At 28.7% G+C, this 24,644-nt stretch carries 25 protein-coding genes; 20 read left to right on the forward strand and 5 right to left on the reverse strand.

What is annotated here, in order from left to right:
- The first annotated feature begins 356 nt into the window (after window positions 1-356).
- The 9 genes from glmS to rpsD all read left to right on the forward strand — a co-directional run bounded on the left by glmS (window position 357) and on the right by rpsD (window position 9,191).
- Complete coding sequence (gene glmS, locus BEN51_RS02390) at window positions 357-2,183, forward strand: glutamine--fructose-6-phosphate transaminase (isomerizing) (RefSeq protein ID WP_119864505.1); 1,827 nt, start codon at window positions 357-359, stop codon at window positions 2,181-2,183.
- A 242-nt stretch (window positions 2,184-2,425) separates the two neighbouring features.
- Window positions 2,426-2,872: a hypothetical protein gene (locus tag BEN51_RS02395; protein ID WP_119864506.1), complete on the forward strand. Its 447-nt coding sequence runs from the start codon at window positions 2,426-2,428 to the stop codon at window positions 2,870-2,872.
- 181 nt (window positions 2,873-3,053) lie between these two features.
- Window positions 3,054-3,389, forward strand: coding sequence for an ArsR/SmtB family transcription factor (locus BEN51_RS02400; protein ID WP_236906276.1), 336 nt, complete (start codon window positions 3,054-3,056; stop codon window positions 3,387-3,389).
- A gap of 99 nt (window positions 3,390-3,488) precedes the next feature.
- Complete coding sequence (gene arsD, locus BEN51_RS02405; RefSeq protein WP_119864507.1) at window positions 3,489-3,866, forward strand: arsenite efflux transporter metallochaperone ArsD; 378 nt, start codon at window positions 3,489-3,491, stop codon at window positions 3,864-3,866.
- 74 nt (window positions 3,867-3,940) lie between these two features.
- Window positions 3,941-5,680 (forward strand): arsenical pump-driving ATPase, encoded by a 1,740-nt coding sequence (gene arsA, locus BEN51_RS02410; RefSeq protein WP_119864508.1) that lies wholly within the window; start codon window positions 3,941-3,943, stop codon window positions 5,678-5,680.
- A gap of 150 nt (window positions 5,681-5,830) precedes the next feature.
- Complete coding sequence (locus BEN51_RS02415) at window positions 5,831-6,256, forward strand: arsenate reductase ArsC (RefSeq protein ID WP_119864509.1); 426 nt, start codon at window positions 5,831-5,833, stop codon at window positions 6,254-6,256.
- A gap of 131 nt (window positions 6,257-6,387) precedes the next feature.
- Window positions 6,388-7,260 carry a damage-control phosphatase ARMT1 family protein gene (locus BEN51_RS02420; RefSeq protein WP_164704073.1) on the forward strand — a complete coding sequence of 291 codons (873 nt, stop codon included), beginning with the start codon at window positions 6,388-6,390 and terminating at the stop codon, window positions 7,258-7,260.
- A 142-nt stretch (window positions 7,261-7,402) separates the two neighbouring features.
- The gene (locus BEN51_RS02425) at window positions 7,403-8,419 is read left to right on the forward strand and encodes an alpha-hydroxy-acid oxidizing protein (RefSeq protein WP_119864511.1); all 1,017 of its coding nucleotides are present in this window, start codon (window positions 7,403-7,405) and stop codon (window positions 8,417-8,419) included.
- Window positions 8,420-8,585: 166 nt separating this feature from the next.
- Window positions 8,586-9,191, forward strand: a complete 606-nt coding sequence (rpsD, locus tag BEN51_RS02430) for a 30S ribosomal protein S4 (protein WP_119864512.1) — start codon at window positions 8,586-8,588, stop codon at window positions 9,189-9,191.
- Window positions 9,192-9,352: 161 nt separating this feature from the next.
- On the opposite strand, the gene BEN51_RS02435 is transcribed toward rpsD, so the two are convergent.
- A complete protein-coding gene (locus BEN51_RS02435) occupies window positions 9,353-10,981 on the reverse strand; it encodes an IS1182 family transposase (protein ID WP_119864227.1) in 1,629 nt (542 codons plus the stop codon).
- 349 nt (window positions 10,982-11,330) lie between these two features.
- On the opposite strand from BEN51_RS02435, the gene BEN51_RS02440 reads away from it, so the two are divergent.
- Window positions 11,331-11,546, forward strand: coding sequence for a hypothetical protein (locus BEN51_RS02440; RefSeq protein ID WP_119864513.1), 216 nt, complete (start codon window positions 11,331-11,333; stop codon window positions 11,544-11,546).
- An 80-nt stretch (window positions 11,547-11,626) separates the two neighbouring features.
- Here BEN51_RS02440 and BEN51_RS02445 read toward each other — a convergent pair whose 3' ends face one another.
- A complete protein-coding gene (locus tag BEN51_RS02445) occupies window positions 11,627-12,085 on the reverse strand; it encodes a YkvA family protein (protein ID WP_119864514.1) in 459 nt (152 codons plus the stop codon).
- Window positions 12,086-12,468: 383 nt separating this feature from the next.
- Here BEN51_RS02445 and BEN51_RS02450 point away from each other — a divergent pair, with 383 nt between their 5' ends.
- The 3 genes from BEN51_RS02450 (at window position 12,469) to BEN51_RS02460 (ending at window position 14,738) form a co-directional block, all read left to right on the forward strand.
- Window positions 12,469-13,275, forward strand: coding sequence for a metallophosphoesterase (locus BEN51_RS02450; RefSeq protein ID WP_236906241.1), 807 nt, complete (start codon window positions 12,469-12,471; stop codon window positions 13,273-13,275).
- A 235-nt stretch (window positions 13,276-13,510) separates the two neighbouring features.
- Window positions 13,511-14,134 carry a GyrI-like domain-containing protein gene (locus BEN51_RS02455; protein WP_119864516.1) on the forward strand — a complete coding sequence of 208 codons (624 nt, stop codon included), beginning with the start codon at window positions 13,511-13,513 and terminating at the stop codon, window positions 14,132-14,134.
- A 55-nt stretch (window positions 14,135-14,189) separates the two neighbouring features.
- Complete coding sequence (locus tag BEN51_RS02460; RefSeq protein WP_207652795.1) at window positions 14,190-14,738, forward strand: phosphatase PAP2 family protein; 549 nt, start codon at window positions 14,190-14,192, stop codon at window positions 14,736-14,738.
- Window positions 14,739-14,773: 35 nt separating this feature from the next.
- Here BEN51_RS02460 and BEN51_RS02465 read toward each other — a convergent pair whose 3' ends face one another.
- Window positions 14,774-15,847: a PQQ-dependent sugar dehydrogenase gene (locus BEN51_RS02465; protein WP_119864517.1), complete on the reverse strand. Its 1,074-nt coding sequence runs from the start codon at window positions 15,845-15,847 to the stop codon at window positions 14,774-14,776.
- A gap of 214 nt (window positions 15,848-16,061) precedes the next feature.
- Here BEN51_RS02465 and BEN51_RS02470 point away from each other — a divergent pair, with 214 nt between their 5' ends.
- The 3 genes from BEN51_RS02470 (at window position 16,062) to BEN51_RS02480 (ending at window position 19,686) form a co-directional block, all read left to right on the forward strand.
- Complete coding sequence (locus tag BEN51_RS02470) at window positions 16,062-18,137, forward strand: methyl-accepting chemotaxis protein (protein WP_119864518.1); 2,076 nt, start codon at window positions 16,062-16,064, stop codon at window positions 18,135-18,137.
- A 124-nt stretch (window positions 18,138-18,261) separates the two neighbouring features.
- Window positions 18,262-19,113: a nucleotidyltransferase domain-containing protein gene (locus BEN51_RS02475; protein WP_119864519.1), complete on the forward strand. Its 852-nt coding sequence runs from the start codon at window positions 18,262-18,264 to the stop codon at window positions 19,111-19,113.
- 42 nt (window positions 19,114-19,155) lie between these two features.
- The gene (locus tag BEN51_RS02480; protein ID WP_119864520.1) at window positions 19,156-19,686 is read left to right on the forward strand and encodes a GNAT family N-acetyltransferase; all 531 of its coding nucleotides are present in this window, start codon (window positions 19,156-19,158) and stop codon (window positions 19,684-19,686) included.
- Window positions 19,687-19,870: 184 nt separating this feature from the next.
- Here the strand turns inward: BEN51_RS02480 and BEN51_RS02485 are convergent, their stop codons facing one another.
- The gene (locus tag BEN51_RS02485) at window positions 19,871-20,077 is read right to left on the reverse strand and encodes a hypothetical protein (protein ID WP_123962153.1); all 207 of its coding nucleotides are present in this window, start codon (window positions 20,075-20,077) and stop codon (window positions 19,871-19,873) included.
- A gap of 269 nt (window positions 20,078-20,346) precedes the next feature.
- Here BEN51_RS02485 and BEN51_RS13760 point away from each other — a divergent pair, with 269 nt between their 5' ends.
- Entirely contained in the window at window positions 20,347-20,493 is a 147-nt protein-coding gene (locus BEN51_RS13760; RefSeq protein WP_164704074.1) for a hypothetical protein, read from the forward strand.
- A 536-nt stretch (window positions 20,494-21,029) separates the two neighbouring features.
- Complete coding sequence (locus BEN51_RS02490; protein ID WP_119864522.1) at window positions 21,030-21,185, forward strand: plasmid mobilization protein; 156 nt, start codon at window positions 21,030-21,032, stop codon at window positions 21,183-21,185.
- Between the two features lie 387 nt (window positions 21,186-21,572).
- Here the strand turns inward: BEN51_RS02490 and BEN51_RS02495 are convergent, their stop codons facing one another.
- Window positions 21,573-21,905, reverse strand: coding sequence for a hypothetical protein (locus BEN51_RS02495; RefSeq protein ID WP_119864523.1), 333 nt, complete (start codon window positions 21,903-21,905; stop codon window positions 21,573-21,575).
- Window positions 21,906-22,047: 142 nt separating this feature from the next.
- Here BEN51_RS02495 and BEN51_RS02500 point away from each other — a divergent pair, with 142 nt between their 5' ends.
- Window positions 22,048-23,022 carry a hypothetical protein gene (locus BEN51_RS02500; protein ID WP_119864524.1) on the forward strand — a complete coding sequence of 325 codons (975 nt, stop codon included), beginning with the start codon at window positions 22,048-22,050 and terminating at the stop codon, window positions 23,020-23,022.
- A 532-nt stretch (window positions 23,023-23,554) separates the two neighbouring features.
- Complete coding sequence (locus BEN51_RS02505; protein WP_119864525.1) at window positions 23,555-24,643, forward strand: ABC transporter permease; 1,089 nt, start codon at window positions 23,555-23,557, stop codon at window positions 24,641-24,643.
- The last annotated feature ends 1 nt before the right edge of the window (window position 24,644 follow it).

The raw sequence follows: 24,644 nt of genomic DNA on the forward strand, positions 1-24,644 counted from the left end.
TAACTTTAAATGTTAAGTTTTTGTTTAACGAAAAAATAAAGTTTGACATATATTGTAATGTAAAATATAATTTTTAGAGGAAGCTAGAATTTATAGTCAGTTTTCTAAAATAATTAATAGAGGGGGATAGTAGAAAAAATATAAAAAAATTTTAATAAAAGCGCCAGAGCCCAAGTGGCTGACGAGGTTAGGGTTTATCGAAATGTTCGGCGGGTGCCCTACGGTATTAGTACTACCGTTAAAGATTAACAAACCTAAAAAGCAATTTTTAGAACAAAATTAATCGGGTACTAAGAAAATTGAATATTAAATTTAATGCTTCCTGATCAAAATAAGAAGAAAAGGGAGAATTAAATATGTGTGGAATAGTTGGATATTTAGGAAGAAATAAAGCATCAGAAATTTTAGTAGAAGGATTATCTAAGTTAGAATATAGAGGATATGATTCCGCTGGAATTGCTGTACTAGATGAAGGAAAGATTGATGTAAATAAGTGTAAGGGAAGACTTGCAAACCTTGAGAGTAAAATTTCTAACAAAACTGTTAAAGGAAGTCTAGGAATTGGACACACTAGATGGGCAACACATGGAGAACCATCAGATGTAAACTCTCACCCTCATACAAACGAAGCAGGAACTATAGCAGTAGTTCATAATGGTATTATAGAAAACTATATTGAACTTAGAGAATGGCTAATTTCAGAAGGATATAATTTCAAATCACAAACTGATACTGAAGTTATACCTCATTTAGTTGATTACTACTATAATGGAGATCTATTAGATGCATTTATAAAAGCTACCAAGAAATTATCAGGAAGCTATGCTATTGGAATAATCTGCAAAGATGAACCAAACAAGCTTATAGCGGTAAGAAAAGACAGCCCGCTTATAGTTGGAGTAGGAGAAGAAGAAAGCTTTATAGCATCTGATATTCCCGCAATTCTAAATCATACAAGAGATATATATCTGTTAGAAGATAATGAATTTGTTATTATCGATAATAATGGTATTAAGATATTAAATAGTGACAAGGAAGAAATAAAGAAGGAAATCTTCCATGTTACTTGGGATGCAAATTCAGCAGAAAAAGGCGGATATGATCACTTTATGCTAAAGGAAATTCATGAACAGCCAAAGGCAGTTAAGGATACTTTAGCAGGAAGAATTACTCTTGGAGAAAAAGTTAAGTTAGATGATGTTAAGATTTCTAAGGAAGAATTAGAAAGCATAAACAGAGTTTATATAGTTGCTTGCGGAACAGCTTATAATGCTGGAGTTGTTGGAAAATCTATATTAGAAAAGACAATTAAACTTCCTGTAGAAACAGATATAGCATCAGAATTTAGATATAGAGAACCAATAATAGATAAAAATACTCTTATGATAGTTTTAAGCCAGTCAGGAGAAACAGCAGACACTTTAGCGGCTATAAGACTTGCAAAAGAAAATAATGCAAGAGTTCTTGCTATAACAAATGTAGTTGGAAGCTCAATAGCTAGAGAAGCTGACGACGTATTATATACTTGGGCAGGACCAGAAATAGCAGTTGCATCTACAAAGGCTTATGTAACTCAAATCATAACCCTATATATTGTAGCTTTATATATTGCTGAAATGAAGGGTACAATGACTGAAGAAGAAATTAATGAAATTAAAGAAGGATTACTTGGCCTATCAGATAAGATAGCAACAATCTTTAAGTATGAAGATGAAATAAAGGCAATTGCAGAATCAAATAAAGATAAAGAAGATATGTATTATTTAGGTAGAGGCCTTGACTATGCAGTAGCAATGGAAGGATCCTTAAAGACAAAGGAAATTTCATATATTCATTCAGAAGCTTATGCAGCAGGAGAACTTAAACATGGAACTATTGCCTTAATAGAAGAAGGTACACCAGTTATAGCTCTTGCAACTCAGGAAAACCTATTTGAAAAGACTGTAAGCAATGTTAGAGAAGTTTCAACAAGAGGAGCAAAGGTTCTAGGAATTGCAATGGAAGGACATGATACTATAGAAAAAGTAGTAGATAATGTAATCTACATTCCAAGAGTAAGTCCAATCCTTGCCCCAGTACTTTCAGTAGTACCTCTACAATTATTCTCATACCATATAGCTAAAGCAAGAGGATGCGATATAGACAAGCCAAGAAATCTTGCAAAGGCTGTTACAGTTGAATAAGAAATAAATGTATGTGTAAAATAAGATCTGTAGAAATGTAAATAAAATTTGTTGAAGACCCGTGGGGTGTGTATAGGAGAAATCCTGTATGCCTTCACGGGTTTTTTATGCTAAAAATTGAATATTTATTAAATCAATGAATTCTTGTTAAACCAGTTGGCTTTAAATTTATATATGATATAATATGGATATGGGATAAACCATTGAATTCAAATTGTTAATTATGAACTGGAGGAAATAATATGTGGAATGAAAATATTGAGTTTTATGTAACATTAGCAAGACCAAAAGCCGGAGTAAGATTTGAAGAGGGAAATGAATATGCAAATGATTTAGAAGATGCTGTAAAGCAAGCAAACGATGAATGGAAGGGAGACAGGATTTTTGAGATAATTGAATACAGTGGAATATCTGTTAAAATGGCATATCGTGCATTAGACCTAATCAGAGGAGAGCGTACATTGACTAGGTACCTTCAAAAGATATCGCAAATACTGGCTTATGACAAGCAATGGAATGAAAGAGTAACAAGAAAGGAAGGAACAATTTTTACTGTACAGATTGTTCATAAAAGTATCGAGGATAATATCGAAAGTGCTGATATACTTGAGGATGAGCCAACAAGCAAAGAACTTTTGAAGCAAATATTAGAGGTTCTTATAGATATAAGAGAGGAAATTAGAAAATAGATTATAAAATACTATTGATAAGTAAATTTTATGTTACTCTTATTAAAGATTCTATTATTAAGTTTATAAAGATATTAAAGTTAAGAAATACTATATTTTCACTAACTATTGTAACAAAGGGTTAGTGAAAACATAGTATATGAGTATATGAGCATATACGTATTAGGAGGTGATTCAGTTGGTGGAAATTTTTAAGGCTTTATCAGAAGAAAGTAGACTACGTATATTATCTATGCTAATTGAAGATGAAATGTGCGTATGTGAAATTGAGGCGTGTTTAAAAATGACTCAATCTAATGTTTCTCGTCATTTAACAGCATTAAAGAAAAGTGGAATTCTTGAAAGCTATAAAAAGGCGCAATGGAACTATTATAGAATAAGCAAAAAATTTATAGAAGAAAATTATGAACTTTGGATATACCTTGAAAAAAGACTTAAAAAACTTTCATATTATAATGAAGATTATGAGGAGTATAAAAAATGTAAGAATCAAGAATTGTGTAATTTAAATGAATAATTATATTCTTAACTAATATTAGGTTATTAATGTTTTAAAAAATAATACATACTGGAGATTAAAGCCAGTGAATTATAAAGATAAAGGAGAGATATAATTATGAAAAAGATGTTAATATTTGAACCAGCTATGTGCTGTCCAACAGGGCTTTGTGGAGTGGGAGTAGATCCTGAATTATTAAGAATTTCTGCAGTTCTTAATACTTTAAAGAGTAATGGAATTGAAGTAGAAAGATTTAATCTTACAAATTCCCCCCAAGAATTTGTAAAAAATAGTGAAGTGAATGAGTTCATTAATAAGTATGGTGTAGATAAACTACCAGTAGTAGTTGTAGATGGCAAAATTGAGCTAATTGGGAGATACCCAACTAATGAGGAATTTGAAAAACTTCTTGGAGTTTCAGTTGGGCTTTCTCATGAAAAAGGTAAATCTGAAAAAGCGAATGCTTGTGGATGTTCAAATGAAAAATGTTGTTAGCTATAGATAAAAGTTTTAAGTAGCAGGGAGAAATATAAAATTCCTGCTATAAAGCTAAAATGGAGGAAATAACTATGGATATTTTTAATCCTAAAAATATTAATATAACCCAATATCTATTTTATACAGGAAAAGGTGGAGTTGGTAAAACATCAACTGCATGTGCTGCTGCAGTAAATCTTGCAGATAGTGGTAAAAAGGTACTTTTAATAAGTACAGATCCAGCTTCAAATTTACAGGATGTATTTAATATGGAATTAACAAATAAGGGAACACCGATAAAGGAAGTTCCGAACCTTGTTGTTGCTAATCTTGACCCAATTCAAGTTGCAGCTGAATATAAGGAAAGTGTTGTAGGTCCTTATCGTGGCAAACTACCAGAATCAGTTATTAATAATATGGAAGAGCAACTATCAGGTTCTTGTACAGTTGAAATTGCTGCATTTAATGAATTTTCAAATTTTATAGCTGATGAAAAGATTCAAAAAGAATATGATCATGTTATTTTTGATACTGCACCAACAGGCCATACATTAAGAATGTTACAGTTGCCTTCGGCATGGAGTAATTTTATTGATGAAAATACACATGGAGCTTCTTGTCTGGGACAGCTTTCAGGTTTAGAAAGTAAAAAGGAAATATATAAAAAGGCAGTAGAAACTTTATCGAATAGGAATAAGACAACACTTATTCTTGTTTCAAAACCAGAGGATGCACCATTAAAGGAAGCAGCTAGAGCATCAAAAGAACTTTCAGAAATTGGAGTTAATAATCAATTACTAGTCATTAATGGTGTGTTAACAGAAGCGGACGATGCTATTTCTAAAAGTTTTTATGAAAAGCAACAAAAATCAATTGCTGAAAGGCCTGAAGAATTAAGAAAAATAACTACTTATATGATACCTTATAGGGCTTATAATATTACTGGAATTGAAAATGTAAGATCACTTCTTACTAAAGATAATTACATTATTAGTAATTCAAAATTAAATATAGATATAATTCCACAGCTTAAGGATGTTGTTGATGATCTTTACAAAACTAATAAGAAGGTAATATTCACTATGGGCAAAGGTGGTGTTGGAAAAACTACAATTGCAGCTTCTATTGCTTTAGGATTATCAAAGAGGGGTAAAAATGTTCACTTAACAACTACTGATCCAGCAGATCATTTAAAGTTTGTAATAAATGAGAGTGAAGGAATTACAATGAGCCATATTGATGAAAAATTAGAACTTGAAAAGTATAGAGAAGAGGTGCTTTCTAAAGCAAGAGAAACTTTATCAGAAGATGATATTGCTTATATTGAAGAAGATTTAAGATCACCATGTACACAAGAAATTGCAGTATTTAGAGCTTTTGCAGATATAGTAGAAAAAGCTGAAAATGAAGTAGTAGTTATAGATACAGCACCAACAGGACATACATTACTTTTACTTGATTCTACACAAAGTTATAATCAAGAGATAAAAAGATCACAAGGTGATGTTCCTGAATCTGCAAAAAAATTATTGCCAAGACTTCGTAATGCAGATGAAACAGAGGTTATTATTATTACCCTTGCAGAAGCTACTCCAGTATATGAAGCTATGAGGCTTGAAGAAGATCTTAAAAGAGCAGGAATTGCAACAAAATGGTGGGTAATTAATTCATCTTTATATAAAATAGGTACAACAAATAGAGTACTTTCAGCAAAGGCTAGTAATGAGATAGAATGGATTAATAAAGTTAATGAACACTCTAATGGTAATTTTGCTCTTATTGGCTGGAGAGCAAAAGATATAAAAGGAGATGTATTACTAGAATTATTATAAATGCAAAAAGTATTTTTTAGATATAAACAAATCATCTATATAATTGATAATATCTATCAATTATATAGATGTAAAATTCAGATAGCGTTTGTATTAGAATTTAAACTAAAAAATAAATATTTAAAGTAAATTTTATTAGGAGGATAAATTATGAAGCCAAAGGTAGCTTTCATATGTGTACATAACTCTTGTAGGTCACAAATGGCGGAGGCATTAGGGAAATTACTTGCAGCAGATGTATTTAATTCTTATTCTGCTGGAACTGAAACTAAGCCACAAATAAATCAAGATGCAGTAAGAATAATAAAAGATTTATATAATGTTGATATGAATAAAACTCAAAAGTCTAAATTAATTCAAGACTTACCAGAGATAGATATTGTTATAAAAATGGGTTGCAATGTTGTTTGCCCTTTCTTACCTTCAAAATATGAAGAAGATTGGGGATTAGAGGATCCAACAGGAAAAAGTGATGAAGAATTTATAAAAGTAGCTAGAACAATAGAAGAAAGAGTTAGAGATTTAGCAAAAAGAATTAAGAATAAAGATATATATTTGAAAGAAACTAGAGACTAAATTTAGTCTCTTTTAATTTCAATTTTAATTTTATTAATAAAATATGACAAAAAAGAAATTTACTGTTATAATAAATAATAAATAGAAACTATATACAATACAGAAAAATTTAGGTAAGGGGGGAGTTAATCTTGGAGTTAAACTGCATAAAGTGCAATATTAACCAAGTGATAAAAATAACAGACTTACTTGAAATTGACCGAAATAAAAAAGAAAAAATAATGAGGGATGTACTTAAGTATTTACATGAAGTAGATTATGCCAAATGCAATCCCGAAATTATGGGTGGTACTTGGAATATTATTCTTAATTATATTGAGAATAAAAATCCTTATGGTGAGATAAAAGAGTATTATAATATAGAAACCATAAAAATTCTTGATAAAGCTGAAGAGCTTATTAAGAGTTCAAATGACTATTTTAATACAGCATTAAAGGTTGCTGTGGCAGGAAATTTAATAGACTTTGCAGCTAAACATAAGTTTGATTTTAACTTTCTTAAAGAAAAAATAGAAAATATCAATGAAGTGAGTCTTGCCATAGATGATAGCAAAGAGTTATATAATAAGCTGAAAACTGCTAAAACTCTTGTGTATTTAGGAGATAACTGTGGTGAAATTTGTTTCGATAAACTTTTTATTAAGTACATAAAAGCTGAATTCCCAGATATTAAGGTATATTTTGGAGTTAGGGGAAAAGCAATAGTAAATGACGTTACCTTAGAAGATGCCAAGATGGTTGCAATGGAAGAAGTTGCAGAGATAATTGAAAATGGAGATGATTCCTTAGGAACTGTTATTGGAAGAGTAAGCAATGATTTTAAAGAAAAATTTTATAATGCAGATGTGGTAATCTCAAAAGGTCAGGGAAATTATGAAAGCTTAAGAGAAATAGATAGGGATAATGTTTTCCATTTATTTATGGCAAAATGTAAGACTATATCTGCCTTATTAAATGTTAAACATTTATCAATCCTTTGTCTTAAAGATCAACCAAGAACTTAGTATTTAAAATTTAGCATATAAAATGTATAATTAAATCATAAGATTAGAAAAGTAGAAACATTTTTCACTGGATAATTGTAAATTGTCCAGTGTCAATTATAAAGATTGCTTAGCAATCTTTATTAATTTAGGGGGAATTTATATGAATTATAATGATATGCTAAAAGAAGCTCGAACATGTATGGGTGATCACTGTAAGGCCTGTAATATATGTAATGGTATAGTGTGCAAGAATGCAATACCAGGACCAGGGGCAAAGGGAGTTGGAGATACAGCTATTCGTAACTATCAAAAATGGCAGGAAATACGCTTAAATATGGATACAATTCATGAAAATCATCCAGTAAATACTTCTTTTAAAATTTTTGGAAAGAAATTTAAATATCCTTTTTTTGCTGGACCAGTTGGAGCTGTTGATTTTCATTATAGCGATAAATATGATGATTTATCCTACAATAATATTTTAGTAAAGGCTTGTGCCGAAAATGGTATTGCAGCTTTTACTGGTGATGGTATTAATCCTAAGATTATGGAATATGCTGCAGATGCCATAAAAGCAGTTGAAGGCATAGGAGTGCCAACAGTAAAACCATGGAATTTAGAGACTGTTCATGAAAAGATGAGATTAGTTAATAAATCAGACGCATTTGCTGTTGCCATGGATATTGATGCTGCAGGTCTTCCTTTCTTAAAGAATATGACACCTCCAGCAGGCAGCAAGACAGTAGAAGAGTTAAGAGAAATTTCTAAAATGATAAAGGTTCCTTTTATTATAAAAGGAATAATGACAGTAAAGGGTGCTTTAAAGGCAAAAGAAGCAGGAGCATCAGCGATTGTTGTATCTAATCATGGAGGCCGTGTATTAGATCAATGTCCAGCAACAGCAGAAGTGTTAGAAGAAATTGTTGATGCTGTTGGAGGAAGTATGAAAATCTTTGTAGACGGTGGTATTCGTAGTGGTACAGATATTTTTAAAGCCTTAGCTATGGGGGCTGATGCTGTATTAATAGCACGTCCTTTTGTTACAGCTGTTTATGGTGGCGGTGAAGAAGGAGTAAAGTGTTATATAGAAAAACTAGGAGCTGAATTAGCAGATACAATGGAAATGTGTGGTGCCTTTACTTTAGATGATATTACTAGAGATATGATAAGAAAGTAAAAAGATTACACAGTTCACGTGAAATAATCCAATCTAAGTTAAATTATAAAAAATTTTTAAAAGCTGATAATGATAACTCTTTTCAATTACAAAAAGCTATGATATAATACTTCCATGTTATTAATTAACTACCGCGGCAAATAACAAATCGGAGGGTTAATATTAAATGGCAAAAATGATGGGACCACGTTTTAAACTTGCTAGAAGGTTAGGTCTTAATGTAGTAGGACATCCTAAGGCAATGAAGCGTGCAGGAAAAGGAACAAGCAGGGCAGATAAGAAATTATCTGACTATGGAAAGCAACTATTAGAAAAACAAAGGTTAAGAGCTTATTATGGAGTTCTAGAAAAACAATTTAAGGGATATGTGGATAAGGCTATGCATGAAGCAAAGAAGCATAAGATTACTCCAAGTGAATATCTTTTAAATACTCTAGAATGTAGATTAGACAATATAGTTTATAGAAGCGGATTTGCAAGTTCAATTCGTCAAGCTAGACAAATGGTAAGCCATGGACATTTCTATGTAAATGGAGAAAAAGTAAATATTCCTTCATATAAAGTTAATGTAGGAGATGAAATTACTTTAAGAGAAGGATCCAGAAAAAATGAAATGTTCAAGGAAAACTTTTTAAATAGTGATGTAAGTCACTTACCGTATATTGAAAAGAATTTAGAAAACTTCTCTTCTAAATTAGTTAGATTGCCAAAAAGAGTAGAGCTTCCTATAGAAATAAATGAAAAATTAATAATTGAATACTACTCTAAATAAGAAGGGAGCTGTCGCATTAGTGGATTAAAATCCGTTAGCGATAGCTCCTTTTTCTATTCTATAAATTAACTTTTTAGGTGTTATTTTTATTTGCATGTAAATCAACTAAAAATAGGCGCACTTCAATAAGCCTCAGAAAAAAAGCTTTTTTAAAATTTAACTTATGAGGCTTTCTTCAATTCAAATAAGTGCTTACCAGTGCGGCCCGCTTGTATTTTACTATGTAATTTATTTATATTGTGTGCCATTGCAAGAAGTATACTTTCTGCTAATACATTCTTTTGCCCACGACACATAAATCTTCTGAAATTCATGTCTTGTTTTATTTGTGCAAAAGAACCTTCTGCTTGAATACTTCTGTTCATTCTAAGCAAGCAACCTTCTTCGCTTAGAATTCTTTCTAAATCAGACTTTCTTTGGCGATTAAACTTTTTTGATGTTTCAAATCTTTTTACTCTTTCTTCCAAAGGAGTTTTACAATTATTCCCTTTGATGCAACTACTCTTGTAAGTGCAATCATTGCAATCTTCACAAACATAAATTGTCTTTTCACTTTCATATCCTGTTTTAGATTTTCTAATTTTTATATTTTCAGCCTTTAACTGCTTACCATTTCGGCATATGTAGAAATCTTTTTCTTCATTGTAATCCATGTTTTCTATTTTACCGATATCATTTTTATATTTTCTTGTTTTTGATATTTCATAATTAGATGGCTTAATAAATGCTATTTGATTATTTTCTTCAATAAATGAATAGTTCTCCTCACTTTCATATCCAGCATCTGCAACTATTTTTAAGTATTTAAATTTTAAGTTTTCTTCCATGCTTTTCAAGAAAGGTATTAGCGTAGTTGTATCCGTTGGTTGTGGTCCAACTGTAAGCCATGTAATATATTCTGAATCTACACCATGCTGCACATTATAAGCTGGCTTAAGTTGACCGTTTTTCATAGCATCTTCTTTCATCCTCATAAATGTAGCATCAACATCAGTTTTTGAGTAACTGTTTCTATCTCCGCAAGTGTACACTTTTTGAGTATATTCTTTAAACTTTGAAAGATATTCTTCAAGTTTTTCTATTGATCGTTGCAATGCAGTTTTTCTTTTCCCACATCCGTGAACGAATTCTATTCCTTCTGATTTCTTTAGTGCATAAAGCTTTTTTCTAAGCTTTTTTACATGTTTCATTTGAACTTCATTTTTATAGATTAACTTAATATCATAAAGTTCTTCGCACTCTTTAACAAGGTCGGCCACTTTAATTAGCAATTTTGCCATGTTTTTTGTAACTGCCTTTTTCCAGACAAAAGTATATTTATTTGCATAAGCTTCTATTTTTGTGCCATCAATAAAGATAGCATCTCCTGATATCTCACCAATTTTATAAAGAAATTTAGCTGTTTCAGCTAAGATCCTTTCAGAACATGGAGCAAAATGAAGACTTCTAAATCTTGCAAATGTTGCATGATCCGGAGCGGATGCTCCCTCAAGCAAAAACATAAAATTAATGTCTCTACGGCATGCCTTTTCAATATCTCGAGACGAATAAATCTTATTCATATATCCATAAGTCATGATTTTCAGCATTTTTCTTGGCGATACTTGATTTTCCTTTATCTTGGAATAAGTCGAATATAAATCTGTTAAATCCATCTCCTCTACAAATTGACTTAGTAATCGCACTGAATCATTAACCGGTATCATGTAATCAATATTTAATGGAAGTTTTAATTGATAAAACTTTTGGTTTAATGTATAATTCTTTTGTAAAATATTTTCTTTGTGCATAAAAATATTTTATCATAAATCCTAAACTCATGGAGTCTAGGATTTATTTTTTTGCACAAAAAGGGACTGTGCACTAATTATTAGTGCGACAGCCCCTTTCTTATTTTTTAATAATATTTACCTTAATGAAATTTATATATGATTTTGGGCAATAATTAGTAAGGGCAATTTTCTAGTTGTTTTATTTTAGAAAGTTTAATGAAAAAAATAGTTAAATTAAAATTTATGCTAAATTTACTGTAAAGTATGGAAAATGTTATGCGATAATATATAGGGGAGATTAATTTGGTATTGCTAGAGAATTGTAAATCTCATTGAATATTATTTAGAAGGGGAAGCTGAGTAAAATATGACAGTAAGATGTACAATAATAAAAGTTAAAAAGGATTATTACATAGGAAAAAATTTATATACAAATAAAACATTTAAAATAATAAAAAATCAACATATTAGAGAATTAAAAAGAAATGATGATTATGAATTCTACTGTAAGAGAGAAAAAGGATTGTTTAGAGATATACTAATTCCTATTTCGGAAGAAGAAGCTTTTAAAATGGCTGATTAAAAATAAAAAAGAGCTTAATGCTCTTTTTTTATTTCTTATTAATAAAACAATTAAGATAAGCTAAGTTTAAATATTATAAACTATTCATTAGCATGTTTTTCTTCATATTGTCTCTTATATTCTTCGATAATTCCTTCCTTTGGAGTTTTCCAAGCTTTATATACATCAAGATCTGTTTTAAATTGCTTTAATATTAAGCTTATTACAAAGGTATCGTCAATTAGTCCAGCAAAAGGTAATACATCTGGAATAATATCTATTGGTGATAAAAAGTAAATTAATGCTCCCATTAGAGCTATTATACTTCTTTTTGGAAGAGCTCTATATCTTCCAGAGCTAAAGTCTTTAACAAGGGAAGTTATAGTTTTTATATCAGATATCATATTAGTTAAAGGTTTAAAATCTAATTTATTTAATTTTTCATTAACTTCTTTAAGAGTATTTTCTGTCTTTTCTTTATTTCCTAGAAGTTTTTTTGCTTCTTCATTTTTCTTCTCAAGTAATTCTTCAACCTTTTTGGTATCCATTTCCTTTGCCATATCAATCTCTCCTCTCTAGAAACTTAAAGTCTATAATAATATAATAACTTAATAAGTATTAAATATCTATATAATTTTATGCCATTATTATTAAAGTAAAAAAAGAGTAAAAATAATATAGCTATATAAATATAAAAAATATGGAATAAAAAATATGATATAATAAAGTAAATGAAAAGGGAATGTTGTTATTTGCAATCTTTGGGATATTAATAAATGGAGCTGCTGTTTTAAGGCTGAGAAGGGGAACTTCCTTAAATAGTAATAGAACATGTTACTGTTGAGATAGATTTTTAAAGTGAAAATTGTGAACATAAGATTTGTGATTAAAATTAAAATATAGAAAAAGAGGGATTAATATAGAAGTCTTAATTATATTAATTTTGCTGATTTTTTTAAAGTGGCAAAATGACGGAATAAAAATAAGCCGTTATGAATATCAAAATAGTAAGATAGCTGAAGGCTTTAATGGATATAAAATTGTTCAAATATCAGATCTTCATAATAAGAACTTTAAGGGAAGATTATCTAAAAAGATTAAGGCCGAAAAGCCAGATATGATTGTAATAACTGGTGATATTATATATAGAAGGAAGATAAAACTTGATCTAGTATCAGAATTTTTAGAGGAAATAAAAGAGATTGCTCCAATTTACTATGTTTCGGGAAATCATGAATTTTTATCAGGAACTTACAATGAAGTAAAAGAGCTTTTAGAAAGAGAAAATGTTAAAATTCTCGATAACTCCTTTATAGTTATTGAAAAAGGAAAAGATAAAATTGGACTTATGGGACTTGAAGATCCAACAAGCAGGCGAAATCCAAAGTATTATACTTCTAAAAATAATAGAGAATATATGAAAAAATCTATAGAGAAATTAAATAAAGAAAAGAATACAGACTTTTCAATTTTATTATCCCATAGGCCAGAACAATTTAAGTTATATGTAGAAGAAAAAATTGATTTAGTTTTTACTGGTCATGCTCATGGAGGGCAAATAAGATTGCCTTTTATAGGAGGTTTATTTTCACCAAATCAAGGAATATTTCCTAAGTATACATGTGGGATATATAAAGAAGATGAAACAAGTATGCTGGTAAGCAGAGGCCTTGGAGGCAGTGCCTTCCCATTTAGATTATTCAATAGGCCAGATTTAGTTGTTCTGACTTTAAAATCTTGTAATATATGATAAAGCTGTATATTACGTAAGAAATAGTAATATAGTATTAATAACTGCAATATTTTAGTGAATAAATATATAAGAGTTGTGGATAATTTCAGAATTTTATTTTGTTATTGTTCACAACTTTTATTTTATGGCTAGTTTATAAGAATAATAATATAATGTTGGTTAATTATGGTATATAATAGAATTACTTAAAGTAATTTGGAAGTAGGTAATTATATGAAAAGGAGAATAAGATATGAAATACGAGTGGAGAAAACAAGAAAAAAATTTATATTTGCCAAAGCAAAAGCCTGAAATAGTAACAGTTCCAAGGCAGAAATTTATTATGATAAAAGGGCAGGGAGATCCAAATGGAGAGGACTTTGCAGAAAGATTAAAAGCTCTTTATCCAATAGCTTATGCAATTAGAATGATGCCTAAACAGGGATATACACCAGAAGGGTATTTTGAATATACAGTGTATCCTCTAGAAGGAATATGGGATCTAACAGAAAAGGGGAGAAAGTTAGATAAATTAGATAAAAATGAGCTAATATATACTATTATGATTAGACAGCCAGACTTTGTAACAGAAGAAGTTTTTCAAAGGGCTTTAGAGACTGCAAAGAAAAAGAAGGCTAATCCATTATTTAATGAAGTAACTTTTGATACAATGGAAGATGGACTTTCAGTACAAATGATGCATGTTGGACCTTATGATGATGAAGCAGAAAGCTTTGCCAAAATGAAAGAGTTTATAAAAGATAATAATCTTGAAATAGTTACTTTAGTACATAGGGAAATATATATATCAGATGCTAGAAAAGTGGCTCCTGAAAAACTAAAGACAGTTTTAAGATATAGGGTTAAACATAAGTAATTTTATAAAAGGGGATATATAATAGGCTAAATTTATTTATAAGAGGGGGAAATTAATGCTGCAATTTATACAAAATATTGATAATGCTATTATTCTTTATATACAAAATAATATGCATAATCCAATACTAGATAGGTTTATGATTTTTATAACTACTATAGGTAATGCAGGAGCGATTTGGATTATAATTTCTAGTCTTTTGATTCTTAGCAAAAAATATAGGAAGATAGGATTTATATCAATATTTTCTTTCTTATTAGCAGTGCTGCTTGGGGAAAGTTTATTAAAAAATATAGTTCAGCGTTCACGGCCCTTTGAAAACTTTGAAGCCATTAAAGTCCTTATTTCAAAACCAGCTAGTTATTCCTTTCCCTCAGGTCATTCGGGATTTGCCTTTGCTGTTACAGGAGTATTAGCTAAATATTTCAGAAAAAATAGATTTCTTTTATATATATTTGCATCCTTAATGGCTTTTTCAAGAGTATATTTATTTGTCCATTATCCTTCAGATGTTATTTCAGGAGCAATTTTAGGATTAGTCTGTTCCAAAATTTCATTTTATATTTTAGATAGTGAAAATAATGATTTTAATATTTCAATATAAAAATAAAGTATTGGTTTTTTACCAATACTTTATTTTTATTCTATAGGAATAAGCCTTAAAATTTTATCATCACCTGGACTTGGATTTCCCCTGCCATCCCTATTGCTTGTTGTTATATAAATTGAACCATCTTTTGCTTCATAAACCTCTCTAATACGTCCAAATTCATTAGGAAAAAAGGTTTCTAAACTTTCTACACTAGTTCCATCTTCATTAAAGGTAAACAAAAGCAATTGTTGTCCACGTAAATTTCCAACAAGAAGCTTTCCTGCCCAAGGTCCCTTAGTAATAAAAGTAATACCAGAAGGGGCAAAAGTTAAATCTCCGCTATCAAAAATGGGTCTTTCATAATTAAAGCCAGGAATTGTTGCATTTCCTTCAGCTATAGGCCAGCCATAATTTCTACCTGCTTTTATTATGTTGATTTCATCATGTCCGCTTTCACCATGTTCCGATGAGTATAATACATTTTCAGAATTCCATGCCAAACCCTGCGGATTTCTATGTCCTAAGGTATAAACTGGAGAGTTAGGAAAGGGATTATCTTCAGGGATGCTTCCATCTAAATTTAATCTTAAGATTTTACCTGCTAAAATAGATGGGTCCTGAGCATAGGAATAATTATTTGCATCTCCAACAGGAATATATAATTTTCCATCTGGACCTATTTTTAATCTTCCTCCAAGATGTATTCTACCTGCAGGCAGTCTATCAATAATAATATTATCTAGAGATAAAGCATTATTTCTTTCTACAAGTCTTATTACTCTGCTATAAATATTATTACCAACTGAATATGTGTGCATAACATAAACATAATGATTTTCAGAAAAATTTGGGTCTAAGGCTATACCAAATAAGCCTGCTTCAGCCTCAGTAAAAATTGGAGTAATAGTTACAAGGGGTTGAGGATTAAGTCTTCCATTTTCAATAACTCTAATCCTACCTACTCTTTCAGTGAAATATATTTTTCCATCATCACTTTCAGCTATTGCCCAAGGTACATTTAAATTCTCGGCAACCAGTTCAACCCTATAAGGAATTTGCCTTGTATAGCTTTTTTTTCCATAAATTATATTACATAAGGTCCTATAAACAAATCTTCTCATTCTATCCTCCAAGCTTAAATAAAAATATGAATTAAATCTTGACTTTGTTATCCATCTTATTTTTATGCTATTCAAAAACTAGTTTAAAAGTTACTCAAGATAGGGCTTTTTAAAAATATAAGGAAATCTCTTAAAAAAGCTACTATTTTCTCTAAAGCTTACGATAATAATATTGGTTTAGATATAATTACTAACATAAAATGGGGGACATAAGATGAAAGATAAGAGAGAAAAGAAAAAAACTAGAAAAATTATACCAATTAAAACAAAGATGATAGGATTATTTATTCCAATATTATTAGCTTCTCTTCTTATATTAGGTTTTATTAGTTTTTCAACTGCTAATAAAATAATAAGTAATGAACTAGATAAAAATATGAATAGTATCCTAAATGAAGAAAAGAAAGAAATACAAAGAATACTTCAAAGACATCAAAAAGTAGCAGAAAGCTTAAGTGAAATTGCAGAAGCTTCTACAGAAGGATTAAATGAGGAGTTTTATAAAAATATATTAACTGGATTAATTGAAAGAAATGATGAAACCTCTGGAGCAGGAGTCTGGTTTGAACCTTACCAATATAAAAAAGATGTAGAGAATTTTGCGCCTTTTGCTTTTAAATCTAATGGTATTATTACATATACAGATGAATATGCTAAAACTGATTTCAGAGCAAATGAATGGTATAAGATTGCTGAAAATACTGATAAAGATATTGAATGGTCAGCACCTTATTATGATGAAATTGCAAATTTGAATATGGTAACAGTATCATCTCCAATTTATGATAAAAATAATAATTTTATTGGAGTAACAACTGCAGATATAGATTTATCTACAATTCAAGAAAAAATAAAAGGTATAAAAGTTGGAGAAAATGGAAAAGGCTTTTTAATAGATAAAGAAGGATTATTTATAGCTTCTCAATATGAAGAAAAAATTATGAATAATAATATAAAAAATGATCCTAATTCAAGCTTAGCTTCTATAGCAGAAACAATTTTATCTAGTAAGGAAGGAAAGACAACTTTTGAAGATGATTTTGGTGTAGAAAATATGTATTATACTTCTATACCAGATACAGAATGGATTATTGGTATTTATGTTCCAAAAGCAGAGGTTTATTCTGCAGTTGCCTCTCTTAGAGGAACTGTAATTATAGTAATATTAACTTCAATAATTATAGCCCTTTTCTTAACAGTATATTTTGCTAATTATATAGGTAGAAGCCTTAAAAAGGTTAATGATTTTGCTGAGAAAATTGCAATGGGAGATTTATCTGAAAGTTTTATTCTTAATACTAATGATGAATTTGAAGAGATGGGCGGTCATTTAAATTCCATGGCATCAAATCTTCGAGTTATTATAGAATTAATAAAAGAAAATTCACAAAATATAAGTTCAGCCTCTAATGAACTTTCAGCTACAGTTGAGGAACTTGCAAGTAACTCTACTTTGATTAATGAAGCAATTGAAAATATAGCAGAAGATATAGAAGAATTTTCTGCAGTTACTGAAGAAGTAAGTGCATCAGTTGAAGAAGTAGATGAAAGTATGAATGTATTATCTTCAAGGACCTTAGAAGGAAGTAACAATGCAAATAATGCAAAAGAACGAGCTTTAAAATCACAAGAAAATAGTAAGAATATAATATTAATGACAAAAAATTTATTTTCTCAAAAGGAAGAGAATATGAAAAAGGTTATAGAAGAAAGTGCAATAATTGATAATATTGGTGTAATGGCTGATACAATAGCTTCTATTGCTGAGCAAACAAATTTACTTGCTCTAAATGCAGCTATAGAGGCGGCAAGGGCAGGAGATCAAGGAAAAGGCTTTTCTGTAGTTGCAGATGAAGTAAGAAAACTTGCGGAAGAATCTTCTAAAGCAGTATCAGAGATACAAAAAACTATAGAGTTAGTAAAGGAAGTATTTAATAAGAGTATTAATACTGGCAAAGATATTCTAAACTTTATTGATGTAGATATAAGAAAAAATTATGATGAATATGAGGAAACAGGAAATCAATATTATAAAGATTCGGATTTTGTAAGCAATATGACAGAAGAAATAGCATCTATGTCAGAGGAAGTTACAGCAACAGTTGGACAAGTATCTCAGGCAATGCAGCAAATTGCTGAAGCTGTTCAAAAGGATACAGAAAAAGCAAATTCTATTAAAGTAAGTATAAATGAAACAACAATGGCTATAGAACAAGTTGCTAAAGCTGCTCAAAATCAGGCAGAACTTGCAGATCAATTAATGAAAATGATAGATAATTTTAAATTATAAGCTAACTAGCGAGTTTCGTATTCGCTGTTTAGTTATTTTGAAAAGTGAATTACTGATTTGTATAAAAGTTTATAAGATTATGTTATTATAGTATAAGAATAAATCGCTATGAGAGGATGAGTATATGGTAATTAATAATATTTTAAATAAAATTACAGCCGAAATAGAAAATATTCCTGGTATTGTGGGAATAGTTTTAGGTGGATCAAGAGCAAGAGGAAATAATCATGAAACTTCAGATATAGATATTGGAATATATTATGATGAAGCTTTAGGTTTTAGTACAGATGAGCTTTCAAAAGCAGCTACAAAACTAGATGATGAACATAGAGAAAATTTAGTTACGCCAATAGGTGGATGGGGACCATGGGTAAATGCTGGTGGATGGCTTGTAATTGATGGATATCATGTAGATTTTATTCTTCGTGATATAGATAGGGTAGAAAAAGAAATTAATGACTGTATAGAAGGAAAAATTTCAACTAATTATCAAACTGGACATCCTCATGGATATTTAAATGTAATGTATATGGGTGAAATTTCCATATGCAAGATATTATCAGATAAGTATAAAAAATTAACTGAGTTAAAAAATAAAACTAATCCATATCCAAAAAGATTAAAAGATGTTATGGTTAATTACTTTATGTTTGAGGCGTGTTTCTCATTAATGCATGCGGAAAGCAATATATATAAGGATGATATTTCATATGTGGCAGGTCATATTTTTAGAAGTGTATCCTGCTTAAATCAATTACTTTTTACTGCAAATGAAGAATATTGCATTAATGAAAAGAAAGCTGTTAAAATGGTAGATAGTTTTGAAATTAAACCAGAAAACTATAAAAAAAGAATTGATAAAATCTATTCGTTAATATCTTCAAATCCTGAAGAGACAAGAAAAGCAGTAGGGATGCTTAAGGAGATTATAGATGAAGTAGATACAGATCCTAGAATAGAGTATCTGCTTCATTAATAAAATAATAAGTTATACAATTATTGATTGGAGAATAATAAAATGGATATAGTAATAAGACAAGAACAAGAAGATGATTATAAGAAAACTGAATATGTTGTAGAAGAGGCTTTTAAAACTGCAGAATACACCGATCATACTGAACAATTTTTAGTTGCTAAATTAAGAAATAGCAATGCTTTTGTGCCTGAACTTTCTCTTGTAGCAGAGCATGATGGAGAAATTATAGGACATATTATGTTAACTAAAGTAATAATAAGAAATGATACTAAAGAAGAGGAAGCACTATCCTTAGCGCCACTTTCTGTTTTACCAGAATATCAAAAGGAAGGTGTAGGAAGCAAGCTTATAGAAGAAGCATTAAAAACTGCAAAAAAACTAGGATTTAAATCAGTTATAGTTCTTGGTCATGATCAATATTATCCTAAGTTTGGATTTAAACCTGCAAAAAACTGGGGAATAATTTCTCCTTTTGATGTAAGAGACGAATTCTTTATGGCATTAGAGCTTGAAGAAGGAAGCCTAAAGGATGTTTCAGGTTTAGTAATTTATCCAAGAGAATTTTTAGAATAAGAAGAAAAATTAAAAAGTGCTAATATAAAACTTAAATAAGAGAATAAGTTCAATAAACTAATAGCTGTTCAAAGAAGTACTAGACTCAAAAAAACAACTATGCCAAGAGTTTTGGTTAAACTCACTATGTTCAAACAAATTAACTCTAAAGCATAGTTGTTTTTCTTTTCTAGAACTTATAAATCTATTTTAACAATTCAGTAGGTTTCTTAGCAATCTTATCTTGATTTTCAAAAGTATCTAATTCAGCTCTTACATAACTATTAAGATCTTTAATAGTTACATTTATACCTAAATTATTATAAAAACTATTTTTTATTTTATTCTTTATTTCTTCAATGATTTCATTTGAAGTATCTTCATCAAATAAAATGAAATTATAACCAAACATTGTATCATACATTATTTTATAATTCTGAAATTGAGAATAACTAGTTATTATAAAACTTCAAGATTAAAATATTTTTCATAATTTGAACCAACTATAATAGGCAATGTATTAATAAAGAGCATAAAAAGCAAATACTAATTGAATTATAAGAATTGATGTTAATATTAAATTTTTCTTTATTCCGTTTACAGCATATTTAAGTCTCATATTATATCCCCTTTAGTAACTGATTTATTTTAGTTTTATTTATCTTATATATAGCTATACTTATGAAAATTATTCCTAATATAATTATAAATAAAATGCATTCAGTAGTTTCACAATATCCATCACCATATTGTGTTAATGCTGATGCTGGAACTGATATAATTTATGCAAGAGCCAAAGCTGCTGCAATAAATTTTAACGAGCTGTAACGACTTAGTTCGTTAAATAATATTTTTGCAAAAAGCAAGTTCATTAATTAATTATTAATAAAATTAATCTTTTAATCAGAATTCTACAATTTTTTAAAAAATATGTATGATAATATATTAACGTAATATTTATATTCTGTAAAAATCGGAATTTTTATTTTATGAAGGGATGGTTAGAAAATGAAAAAGTTTATAGGTATAACAATTAGTGTATTGTTTTTTTAGGAAATACACTTCAGCTTTTGCTGTAACTGGACAAGCTAAAGATGATTCAGTCATACAAAATAATTTCAAACTCTAGTCATCATTATATTTTTTATATTAGCCATGACTTTAATTTTCTTATGAATTTTAAGTAATTAGGCTAAAATAAGCTTTAAAAATACATTTAAATAATATTAATTACAAATTAGATAATTAGGATCTTGATGTAAGAAATTTTTATGGTGATTAAAAATAATACTTTATGATATGAATAGCTTTGTGGTACTTTGTTGCCACAAAGTACCACAAGCATTATAAGAAGGGTGAGAGAAATGATTAAAGATAAATTTCTAAAGGTTAGGCTAACTAAAGAAGAAAAAGATAAAATACGTTATTTTGCCCGGAGAAGGGGTTTAAATATGAGTGAGTATATAAAATATTGTATAATGAAAACTGAAGTTTTAGAAAAGGAAAATAGCAGCAATTAGAGTGTAATAACATATTATAACAGGAAACCTTAATTATAGGCTTAATTGCTACTTAGAATTAAAAGTAATAAAATAAAAGTTAGGATAGAATATTAACTATAAAAGCTGTAATTTCGTAATCAGAATTACGAAATTACAGCTTTTTTTATTTACTTGTGTTAAACAAAAAGTATTGAAATTTTTAAAATTTCAATGCTTATAAATGGCATAAAACCGTTATTTTTTATTTTTTCGCAAAAACACGATTTAGCGAAATTTTTGTTAAGCTTAAACATTGGGATTTTATATAAAAATAAATTCTCAAAACAAATATTTTTGAATTTAAAACATATCTTTTTTTATTCTCTTATTTTAAATATTTGAAAAAATACTCAACGTTTAATGTAATCAAATTTTATCTTTATCAATATTATCAAAGTAAATTATTAATATTTGAAATAATAATAATGTATTTAATAATAAAATATATGCCATGGAATTGGAATCTATTAAATGATAAACTGACACAAACATTATAAGAATAAAATGATTAGAATATTTTAATGATAGATTGTTTTTTATTATAGTAAGTTTTTTTGAAAATTTTGGAATAAGAACTAGAGATAAAAACACACACAAGAAAGCAATAGCAATAAAAATTCCTTTAAAATTTAGATTATTTTCTAATATTAAAGATTGAATACATATAAATACAAAAATTGAAAAAAACATACTGTTCATACTATCCTCTCATAATAAGTAAAATTTATGCATTAACAGTATACAATATAATAATTATATTGTATACTGTTAATGCATAAATTTTGGGACTAGAGGTGATTATAGTAAAGTGAGGAAGTATAAGTATTTTATTCTGTTAACTTTGATTTCAATTTTTATTTTAAATATATGTTTGCCTGTGAAATTTGTATATGCACAGAGTAAAAAATCAGACGAAATAGATACAATTTCGTATACAGATGAAGAAAATTTAAAGAAATATGGATTTCCACCTAAAAATAAATTAGCTAATTCTTCTATTATATCACCAGGATATGAAAATAGTATGGTGCTATCATTACCAAATGACAATCCTGATTCATTAATAATTGTTGAGCCTATTTATCGTACATATACTAATAAAGATCTTAAGTTGATAGCAGATATTATTGTTAGTTTTATACTTGGAAAGATAAAATATATTGAAAAATATTTTCTGTTAGATTTTTTTGTTTCTAATATGACAAATTTCTCAGATAATATTAACCCAACATATGTTGGTTCATGGGTTTGGGAGACACATGATTATAAGGCTGGACATCATGTAAGATATGCAACTGTTGTACATTATTCAGATAGTACATATTCAACCCCTATAGGAGTTGAAATGATAGAGGTCGATAGATATCCTATTGAGTATCATAAATCTTCTCCTGGAGAATGGGTGTATTATTATCCAAACTATTATTGGTATGAATATGGTATTCCAGTTAAATCTGAATGGAGACAAGTAAATGGTGGCTGGTATTATTTACAGAGTAATGGAGTAATGGCAACAGGTTGGCTACAAATTAATGGATACTGGTATTATTTTGATACAATATATGGCTATATGAAAACTGGTTGGCAGCAAATAAATGGTGCTTGGTATTATTTCTGGGGCGGTGGCTCAATGGCAACAAGATGGTTAGAAGATAATGGTTATTGGTATTACTTAGATGCAACACATGGTTATATGAAAACAAGTTGGCAGCAAATAGATGGAAAGTGGTACTATTTTTATTCATCAGGAAAAATGGCAGTTAGTACGGTGATTGATGGTTATAGAATTGGATCTGATGGAGTTGCAAATAGATAAAAGTGTAGAAGAACAATAAATAATTATAAAGTAAAAGAGGAGTATTATACTAATTAGTTGGTTTAATACTCCTTTTTTGTTTAAAAATAATTTTCGGATTTTAATCACTAAATTTGAATTTAGCGTAGTTAGTGAAGCCAATGATTTAAGATCATTGGCTTTTGTTATCTAATACATAATTTAGCGAAATAAGTCGTTCGAATTTTATTAGATTATGACATAGTACGACAATAAAAATATGTAAAGTAATGTAAAATATAGTGGAATATATAATATGGTGGAAGCAATACTTATGGTTTTTCATAGGTACAACCATCAAGTAGCTCTAAAAATTGTTACACACAAACTATTATTGGAGGAATTACGTTTAATAAAGCTTATGGTGTAGGCTATGCTCAATCAAATCAAGAATATAGACCTGGTGATGTAGCTGTAAGCTAAAAGCATGGTTATTTTTAAAAATCTATTTTATTTCAACAAAAGCTAAAGCTATGCTTTAGCTTTTGTTTTAGTTTTTGTTTTGGAGGATTAAATGAATATTTTTAGATGTTTATATAGGTATATAAGAAAAACAAATTTTATTTTTCTATGTATTGTTTCAATGCTATTATTTTTTTCCTTAATAGTAGGAAATGTTGAAAATATAACTAAAATTATATTAGAAGCCAATAATCAATTAACAAGTAACTACATAAGTATAAGGTTTAATGATAAATTGGAAAATCAAGAAGTTTTGGAACTAATAAATAAAGTTAAACAAAGTGAAGATATAATTATTAAATATTATCTTCAAACTGGATTTGATTATGATGTGAAAAGTGAGGGAATTTTCTTTAATGGTACATTCAATAATAGTTATAATTTATTAGAAGGTAGATTTTTTACTAAGGATGATTTTAGAGCAGATGCTAATTTTGCAGTTATTGGGAAAGAGGTTTTAAGATACACAAAAGTGGAAAATGGCAGAAGATATATTTTAAGGGGACTCGATAAATATGAAGTTATAGGGGTAGTAGGTAAAGAGAAATTATCTTCAAGATATGACGATATAATTTTATATAACTTAAATTCTATTTTAAATAATAAAGAAATTTTGAACAAAGATACATGGTGGATAGATAGTCTAAATAAAAGTAAGATTGAAATTAAAGAAGAAGTAACAAATATTGGAGATAATCAATTTATTGAAATAATTGATGAAGTAGATAATTCTCCTAATCCATTAGCTCAAGCAATAAAGCGCTCTCAAACATTAATAATAAGTTTTGTATTAATAATTTTATGTGTGTTGTTAACATTAGTTAGGTCAATTATATATTGGATAGAGAGTATAAGTTTAGAAATTGGTGTTAGGAAAAAATATGGTGCTACAAACAAAGAAATTTTTTTTGATATTGTAAAAAGATATATTTTGATTTCTACGGGGGCAATGATTATATCGATAATTATCCAAAAGGTATTTTTAAAAATTAATTTCTTAGAATTAGTTAATTATCAAATTAGTTATATAAATATAATTTTAAGTATTATGTTTATTATTACATTAGGCATAATTTTTATATGTATAGCTATGTATAAGATAAGTAAAATTGGAATAAATCAGTTACTAAAGGGGAGGTAAT

This window comes from Clostridium isatidis, assembly GCF_002285495.1.
Classification (GTDB): domain Bacteria; phylum Bacillota; class Clostridia; order Clostridiales; family Clostridiaceae; genus Clostridium; species Clostridium isatidis.

Coding starts and splice junctions, on each gene's coding strand:
- glmS (WP_119864505.1), top strand. CDS start 357: ATGTGTGGAATAGTTGGATATTTAGGAAGAAATAAAGCATCAGAAATT.
- BEN51_RS02395 (WP_119864506.1), top strand. CDS start 2,426: ATGTGGAATGAAAATATTGAGTTTTATGTAACATTAGCAAGACCAAAA.
- arsD (WP_119864507.1), top strand. CDS start 3,489: ATGAAAAAGATGTTAATATTTGAACCAGCTATGTGCTGTCCAACAGGG.
- arsA (WP_119864508.1), top strand. CDS start 3,941: ATGGATATTTTTAATCCTAAAAATATTAATATAACCCAATATCTATTT.
- BEN51_RS02415 (WP_119864509.1), top strand. CDS start 5,831: ATGAAGCCAAAGGTAGCTTTCATATGTGTACATAACTCTTGTAGGTCA.
- BEN51_RS02425 (WP_119864511.1), top strand. CDS start 7,403: ATGAATTATAATGATATGCTAAAAGAAGCTCGAACATGTATGGGTGAT.
- rpsD (WP_119864512.1), top strand. CDS start 8,586: ATGGCAAAAATGATGGGACCACGTTTTAAACTTGCTAGAAGGTTAGGT.
- BEN51_RS02435 (WP_119864227.1), bottom strand. CDS start 10,981: ATGCACAAAGAAAATATTTTACAAAAGAATTATACATTAAACCAAAAG.
- BEN51_RS02440 (WP_119864513.1), top strand. CDS start 11,331: ATGACAGTAAGATGTACAATAATAAAAGTTAAAAAGGATTATTACATA.
- BEN51_RS02445 (WP_119864514.1), bottom strand. CDS start 12,085: ATGGCAAAGGAAATGGATACCAAAAAGGTTGAAGAATTACTTGAGAAG.
- BEN51_RS02455 (WP_119864516.1), top strand. CDS start 13,511: ATGAAATACGAGTGGAGAAAACAAGAAAAAAATTTATATTTGCCAAAG.
- BEN51_RS02460 (WP_207652795.1), top strand. CDS start 14,190: ATGCTGCAATTTATACAAAATATTGATAATGCTATTATTCTTTATATA.
- BEN51_RS02465 (WP_119864517.1), bottom strand. CDS start 15,847: ATGAGAAGATTTGTTTATAGGACCTTATGTAATATAATTTATGGAAAA.
- BEN51_RS02470 (WP_119864518.1), top strand. CDS start 16,062: ATGAAAGATAAGAGAGAAAAGAAAAAAACTAGAAAAATTATACCAATT.
- BEN51_RS02475 (WP_119864519.1), top strand. CDS start 18,262: ATGGTAATTAATAATATTTTAAATAAAATTACAGCCGAAATAGAAAAT.
- BEN51_RS02480 (WP_119864520.1), top strand. CDS start 19,156: ATGGATATAGTAATAAGACAAGAACAAGAAGATGATTATAAGAAAACT.
- BEN51_RS02485 (WP_123962153.1), bottom strand. CDS start 20,077: ATGTTTGGTTATAATTTCATTTTATTTGATGAAGATACTTCAAATGAA.
- BEN51_RS13760 (WP_164704074.1), top strand. CDS start 20,347: ATGAAAATTATTCCTAATATAATTATAAATAAAATGCATTCAGTAGTT.
- BEN51_RS02490 (WP_119864522.1), top strand. CDS start 21,030: ATGATTAAAGATAAATTTCTAAAGGTTAGGCTAACTAAAGAAGAAAAA.
- BEN51_RS02495 (WP_119864523.1), bottom strand. CDS start 21,905: ATGAACAGTATGTTTTTTTCAATTTTTGTATTTATATGTATTCAATCT.
- BEN51_RS02505 (WP_119864525.1), top strand. CDS start 23,555: ATGAATATTTTTAGATGTTTATATAGGTATATAAGAAAAACAAATTTT.